Annotated in this window: 7 protein-coding genes; 4 read left to right on the top strand and 3 right to left on the bottom strand. The window is 65.5% G+C overall.

Going from position 1 to position 6,289, the window contains the following annotated elements:
- Positions 1-205 precede the first annotated feature (205 nt).
- The 4 genes from rfbC (at position 206) to QZY44_RS17155 (ending at position 4,495) form a co-directional block, all read left to right on the top strand.
- Positions 206-778, top strand: a complete 573-nt coding sequence (rfbC, locus tag QZY44_RS17170; protein WP_295448835.1) for a dTDP-4-dehydrorhamnose 3,5-epimerase — start codon at positions 206-208, stop codon at positions 776-778.
- Positions 775-1,716, top strand: coding sequence for a dTDP-4-dehydrorhamnose reductase (gene rfbD / locus QZY44_RS17165; protein WP_295448832.1), 942 nt, complete (start codon positions 775-777; stop codon positions 1,714-1,716). The genes rfbC and rfbD overlap by 4 nt, the downstream gene beginning before the upstream one ends.
- Positions 1,717-1,756: 40 nt before the next feature.
- Positions 1,757-3,991 (top strand): DNA helicase RecQ, encoded by a 2,235-nt coding sequence (gene recQ / locus QZY44_RS17160; protein WP_295448830.1) that lies wholly within the window; start codon positions 1,757-1,759, stop codon positions 3,989-3,991.
- A 162-nt stretch (positions 3,992-4,153) separates the two neighbouring features.
- On the top strand, positions 4,154-4,495 hold the full coding sequence (locus tag QZY44_RS17155) for a hypothetical protein (RefSeq protein WP_295448827.1): 342 nt from the start codon (positions 4,154-4,156) through the stop codon (positions 4,493-4,495).
- A 207-nt stretch (positions 4,496-4,702) separates the two neighbouring features.
- On the opposite strand, the gene QZY44_RS17150 is transcribed toward QZY44_RS17155, so the two are convergent.
- The 3 genes from QZY44_RS17150 to QZY44_RS17140 form a co-directional block, all read right to left on the bottom strand.
- Complete coding sequence (locus QZY44_RS17150; RefSeq protein ID WP_295448824.1) at positions 4,703-5,167, bottom strand: hypothetical protein; 465 nt, start codon at positions 5,165-5,167, stop codon at positions 4,703-4,705.
- 284 nt (positions 5,168-5,451) lie between these two features.
- Complete coding sequence (locus tag QZY44_RS17145) at positions 5,452-5,697, bottom strand: glycine zipper domain-containing protein (RefSeq protein WP_295448822.1); 246 nt, start codon at positions 5,695-5,697, stop codon at positions 5,452-5,454.
- Between the two features lie 280 nt (positions 5,698-5,977).
- Positions 5,978-6,253, bottom strand: coding sequence for a glycine zipper domain-containing protein (locus QZY44_RS17140; protein WP_295448819.1), 276 nt, complete (start codon positions 6,251-6,253; stop codon positions 5,978-5,980).
- Positions 6,254-6,289 lie beyond the last annotated feature (36 nt).

Below are 6,289 nucleotides of genomic sequence, written 5' to 3'. Positions count from 1 at the left end.
TCCAATGGTATCTGGACCACGACGACTGGTGCGGCCGGGTGCTGGACGAGAGCTACCGCGGCGAGCGTCTGGGCACGGCCAGCTGAACAGGAGTAACCTGAATGAACTGCAAAGGTATGATCCGCGCCAGGGGCTGGATCGATGAAGACGGCGCGGCGTTGCGTGAACGCGGTGATGGTGAATATCTACGCGGGCGGTTGCGCGGATGAATGTCATCGCGACCCGGCTGCCCGGTGCACTCATCATCGAACCCAAGGTCTGGGGTGATGAGCGCGGTTTTTTACTGGAGACCTACCGCGCGAACCGCTATGCCGCGCTCGGCATTGCGCAACCGCTGGTGCAGGACAACCTGTCCTACTCCCGGCGTGGCGTGCTGCGCGGCCTGCACTGCCAGCACCCCAAGGCCCAGGGCAAGCTGGTCCAGGTGTTCGCGGGTGAGGTCTTCGACGTGGCGGTGGATGTGCGCCGCGGCTCACCGACCTTCGGCCAGTGGGTGGGGGTTACCCTGTCGGCGCAGAACCAGCGGCAATTCTGGGTCCCGGCCGGTTTCGCCCACGGTTTTCTGGTGACCAGCGAGACTGCACTGTTCGGCTACAAGTGCTCCGATTACTATAACCCTGAGACCGAGTTCAGCGTGCGCTGGGACGACCCGGCGATCGGCGTCGACTGGCCACTGTCGGTCCAGGTCGCACGCGAACTCTCCCAAAAAGACCAAGCGGCCCCATCCCTGTCGGAGATCCCGGCCGAACGATTGCCTGCCATTGAGGACTATCCATGACCCAGCACCCCCCGGCCCCGGATCGCACTGACGGCCCACGGCCCAAGATCCTGTTAATCGGCGCCAACGGCCAAGTCGGTTGGGAATTGCGCCGTACCTTGGCGGGTCTGGGCGAGGTGGTGGCAGCCTCCATCGAGAGTGGCTATGGCCCGATCATCGACCTGCTGGACCACGGTCTGCTCGCCCAATTGGTGGCAGACACCCAGCCGGACGCGGTGGTCAACGCCGCGGCCTACACCGCCGTGGACAAGGCCGAAACCGACCGCGACATCGCGCGGCGCATCAACGCCGATGCGGTGGGCGAACTGGGTCGGCTGCTCGCCGAGCGCGGCATCCCGATTATCCATTATTCCACCGACTTCGTCTTCTCCGGGGCCGCCGACCGTCCTTACACGGAGGACGACGCCGTTGGTCCCTTGAACGTCTACGGGGAGACCAAGCTCGGTGGCGAACTGGCCCTGCTGGACTCCGGTGCCCCCTGCCTGATTTTTCGCACCAGTTGGGTCTATGGGGCGCGCGGTGCCAATTTCCTGCTCACCATGCTGCGGCTGTTGAAGGAAAAAGACGAACTGCGTATCGTCGACGACCAGATCGGCTCCCCCACCTGGAGTCGGATGCTGGCGGAGATGACTGGGCTCGTCCTCTACCGGGTTTTGCGTGGGGATGTGGATCTCAAGCAAGTCGGCGGTCTCTATCACCTGACCGGCAGCGGTGAGGTGAGTTGGTTCGGCTTCGCCCAGGCGATCCTGGAGCGTGCCGGGCTGGAGTGCCGCCTGCTTCCCATCCACTCCAACGACTACCCGGCCCCGGCGCGGCGCCCCGCTTACTCGGTGCTCGACAACCACAAGTTCCAGGAGACCTTTGGACTCTACCTGCCGCATTGGCGCGAATCACTGGATCAGTGTTTGGAACTGATCCCCTGTGGATCGTGTCAGTGATTTTTGGTCGCGATGACGCGGCTTGGCCGCGTTTTTTGGGATGAACCAACAGTCGCTGGAGGTCTTGAATCGGGTCTTCGGCTACCCGCGCTTTCGCGGCGCCCAGCAGGAGGTCATCGAGCGGGTCCTGCACGGCGGCGATGCCCTGGTGCTGATGCCGACCGGGGGCGGCAAGTCACTGTGCTACCAGATCCCGGCCCTGGTGCGGCCGGGGACCGGGATCGTGGTTTCGCCGCTCATCGCGCTGATGCAGGACCAGGTGGATGCGCTGCGACAACTCGGGGTGCGGGCCGCGTTTCTGAACTCATCCCTGGCGGGACACGAGCAGTCGCGGGTGGAGCGGGCGCTCCTGGCCGGGGAACTCGACCTGCTCTATGTGGCCCCGGAGCGACTGCTCACCGAGCGCTTTCTGGATCTCCTCGAGCGGGTGACGATCGCGCTCTTCGCCATCGACGAGGCCCACTGCGTCTCCCAGTGGGGCCACGACTTCCGCCCCGAATATATCCAACTCAACCTGCTGCACGAGCGCTGGCCCCAGGTGCCGCGGATTGCGGTGACCGCCACCGCGGACGCTCCGACGCGCCGCGAGATCGTCACGCGCCTGGCCCTGGAGCAGGCGGCGCAGTTCGTCTCCAGCTTCGACCGGGCCAACATCCGCTATCGCGTGACCGAGAAGGTGCAGGCGCGCCAGCAACTCATGGCCTTCCTGCGCAGCGAGCACCCGGATGACGCCGGTATCGTCTACTGCCTGTCGCGCCGCAAGGTGGAGGAGACGGCGGAGTTCCTGCGCGGGCAGGGCTGCAAGGCCCTCGCCTATCACGCCGGCCTGCCCGCCGAGCAGCGGCGCGCCCACCAGGCGGAGTTCCTGCGCGGCGAAGGGGTCATCGTCGTCGCCACCATCGCCTTTGGCATGGGCATCGACAAGCCGGACGTGCGTTTCGTCGCCCACCTGGACCTGCCCAAGAGCCTGGAAGCCTATTACCAGGAGACCGGCCGCGCCGGCCGCGACGGTCAGCCGGCGGACGCCTGGATGGCCTACGGCATCGGCGACGTGGTCGCCCTGCGGCGCTTCATCGAGCAGTCGGAGGCCGAAGAGCAGTTCAAGCGCGTGGAGATGCACAAGCTCAACGCCTTGCTGGGGTTCTGTGAGACCACGCAATGCCGCCGCCAGGTCATGCTCAATTATTTCGGCGAGACCCTGCCGAGCCCCTGCGGCAATTGCGATACCTGCCTGGCCCCGGTGGCGAGTTGGGACGGCACCGAGGCGGCCCGCAAGGCAATGTCCTGCATCTTTCGCACCGGGCAGCGTTTCGGGGTCAACTATCTGATCGAGGTGCTGACCGGCAAGGAGGATGAGCGCATCCGCCGCAACGCGCATGACCAGCTCAGCACCTTCGGCATCGGCCGTGATCTGAGCGCCGAGCAGTGGCGCTCGGTCTATCGGCAACTGGTTGCCGCCGGGTTGGTGGCGGTGGACATTGAGGGCCATGGGGCACTGCAACTCACCGAGCAGAGCCGGCCGGTGCTGCGCGGCGAGCGCACCCTGCGGCTGCGCCGCGACCCGGAGCGGCGCCCGGCCAAGGTCAAGGGTGAGGGCCGCGCCGCGCGGGCGCAGACCCCGCTCGACCCCGAGGCGACGGCGCTGTGGGAGCGCTTGCGCACCTATCGCCGGGAACTGGCGCTGGAGCAGGGGGTCCCGCCCTATGTGGTCTTCAACGATGCCACCCTGCGCGAACTGGTCACCTACCGCCCGCGCGACCCGGACGAATTGAGCCGCATCAGCGGGGTAGGCGTGGTCAAGCTCGAGCGCTATGGCGCCGGGTTTCTGTCGCAACTCGCTGCACATGCCGCGGAGCATGGTCGTCCGCCCCAGGTTCCACCCCTGCCCGAGTTGCCGTTGCGCGCGGTCGCTCCCGCCAGCGCGTCCGCCGGTGGGCTCTTAGGCGGTCGCGTCTGGGAGGAGGGCCTGAACGACACCGCGCGCGGCACCCTGGATCTCCTGCGCACCGGCCGCTCGCCCGCGCAGATCGCCGAGCGCCGCGCGCTGAAGATCAGTACCATCTATACCCACCTGTCGCGCTGTATCGAAGAGGGCGAGCTGGCCTTGGGTGAGATCGTCACGCTCAGCGATGAAGAACTCCAGGCCATCGAATTCGCCTTCACTCAACTCACGGCCGATGCCCCACTCGCCATCAAGCCGGTGTTCGACGCCTTTCAGGGCAAATACGACTATGGCCTGCTGCGGTGTGTGCGGGCGGCGATGGGGCGGGCCTAGCTCCATTCTCGTGACACCGCTGTAGCGGTGTTACGCATGTGTCAGGCGCTGTGCGCCGCGAGTGCCGGTGGCCGGAACGCTGATCAAGGCCGACCCGGCGATGAGTCGAGGCCCTGCCACGTGTCGACGACCAAGACCAATCGGGATGAGTGAAATGATGCCATGAACAAGCTTCCGAAATCGCTCAAGAAGTTGCTTCAATTGCACATGGGCCGTGCCTGGGAGGCCGAGATGCGCGCCGCGCTCGGCGCGCTGGCGGACCGCTTCGATCAGTGGCGCTCCGGCAGCCTGATCACCGCGGACCTGGATAGCGCAGTCCACGAATACCATAACGGTATCGCCCGCGACATCTGGAAGCGCTATAACGGGGACGACCCGGCCCTCCCGCTGGCACGCGCGGTCGTGCTGGGCATCATCGCACGGGAGTCACTGCCGCCGGAGGTGCTGGAGCACATCGCTCCGTGGTTGGAGACCTTGGCCCGGGACACCGGGGAGGATGATTGAGCGAGCGGCTTCATATCCGACGCGTCATCCACAATAGCCCGGACGGAGCTGTAGCAGAATCCGGGGGGTGATCTGCCGCGCTTGCCTGGGGTCGGGGTGTGATTCCTTTGCCGAGCTCTTTCAGGCTTGCCCGCATCATCGGGTCGTGTCTCGGTTAAGCACAGCGAAAGCAATGTCAGGCGGGCGAGAACCAGGGAATCAACTAATTCAGTTGGTTCCAATTATCGTTTCGTGGCTTTCCTGACGAGCGGAGCGCTTTTGTTCGAGGATGTTCCTAAGGTCGCGGAAGTCCAGCCCGAGAGTGCTGTCGTTCACCCCGCTTTCCGCGATCTGGCTGCGCAACTCCGCATTCTCCTTGCTGAGGCGGGCGATCTCGTCCGCGAGTGCCGGCATATTGGCCTCCTGGCTGGCACGGACCCAGCCAACCAATTCGCCCCGTCGCGCGAAATGCGACAGGGTCTCGCCGACGCTAATCTTGATGTCCTTGGCGTCCTCCCAGAATCGCACCATCTTGGTGAGTACCAAGGCACGAAACGCCTTGAGCTTCTGCGCGTGATCGGTCTTGATGACGCTGGACCCATGGGTCCTGACCCGGCTTTCGAGCGCAGCGTCCTTGATCACATAGCCGAACAGCGGCTTGTCCTTTTCAACCGCGTATTCGTATTCGGACAAAGCTGACCACGCTGGGGTCTCCGTGTACACGCGAACACCAAGGTCGGCAAGGATATCACGGTGGATCAGCGGTCAGCTGATTCGCAGGGGAATCGGTCCTGCCCGACTGGCAGGTTAGATTGAAACTGCGGGCCGGCTTGCAGTGGCGCACGGCCTCAGAGGACAGGATTGCGCAGAGCGCCTCTCAGGTTCACCGTGTCGCGCGCCGACCAACTGGCACCCCGGCCGTCAGGCCGGGCGCGTACGCCGCAGCGATGAGACCTGGCGTCTCAAAAGCTCTTGTCTTAGTTTCGGTAGTTCCGGTTGTTTTGGTTCGTCCTCTGGTTCTGGTCAACGACGAGGCCACCGAGCGCGCCGGCACCGGCGCCGATCAGGGCGCCCTTGCCCGCGTTGGCGCTCATGGAGCCGACCGCGGCCCCAGTGGCGGCTCCCATGACGGCGCCGCTGCCCACGCGCTCGGCGGTGGTCGTGCCGCAACCGGACAGGGCCGCGAGGGTGATCGCGAGTACAGAGATCGTGGTGAGTTTCATCGAATAATGTCCAAGGTCAGGATTCAGGAGGCCCTAGCGTGCGGGGCTACATCCCTAGCCTAGGCCGCTTGGGTCCCTAGAGTCGGTGCGCTTGGACACTCAGCAGGTCATCGGCCGGACCACCATCGGCCGATGGAAACCGCGGGCCGGTCCGTGCTCGCGCACGGCCGCAAAGGACAGCATCACGCAGAGCGCCTTTGAGATCCGCCGCGTCGCGCGCTGACGAGCGGGCGCTCCGGCCGCGGGCCCGGGGCGCACGCCGCAGCGATGGCCTGCGCGCTCAGTAGCTGTTGTTGTAGTTCCGGTTGTTCCGGTTGTTCCGGTTGTACCGGTTCTGTTTCTCCTGTTGATCCTTGTCGACCAGTAGGCCGCCGACGGCGCCGACGCCCGCGCCGATCAGGGCGCCCTTGCCGGCATTGGCGCTAAAGGAGCCGACCGCGGCCCCGGTGGCAGCACCCATGGCGGCGCCCGTGCCCACGCGCGAGGCGGTGGTCGTGCCGCACCCGGACAGGGCGGCCAGGCTGATTGCAAGTATAGAGATCGTGGTGAATTTCATCGCATAGTCTCCAAGGTCTGAGTTTCGGGCACCCCG

The organism is uncultured Thiodictyon sp. (assembly GCA_903837595.1).
Lineage (GTDB): Bacteria > Pseudomonadota > Gammaproteobacteria > Chromatiales > Chromatiaceae > Thiodictyon.
This window is presented reverse-complemented; position numbering and strand designations above follow the sequence as displayed.

What these genes read in the sequence shown, in the direction of transcription:
- recQ (WP_295448830.1), top strand. Translation starts at nt 1,757, where the DNA reads ATGAACCAACAGTCGCTGGAGGTCTTGAATCGGGTCTTCGGCTACCCG.
- QZY44_RS17140 (WP_295448819.1), bottom strand. Translation starts at nt 6,253, where the DNA reads ATGAAATTCACCACGATCTCTATACTTGCAATCAGCCTGGCCGCCCTG.
- QZY44_RS17145 (WP_295448822.1), bottom strand. Translation starts at nt 5,697, where the DNA reads ATGAAACTCACCACGATCTCTGTACTCGCGATCACCCTCGCGGCCCTG.
- QZY44_RS17155 (WP_295448827.1), top strand. Translation starts at nt 4,154, where the DNA reads ATGAACAAGCTTCCGAAATCGCTCAAGAAGTTGCTTCAATTGCACATG.
- rfbD (WP_295448832.1), top strand. Translation starts at nt 775, where the DNA reads ATGACCCAGCACCCCCCGGCCCCGGATCGCACTGACGGCCCACGGCCC.
- rfbC (WP_295448835.1), top strand. Translation starts at nt 206, where the DNA reads ATGAATGTCATCGCGACCCGGCTGCCCGGTGCACTCATCATCGAACCC.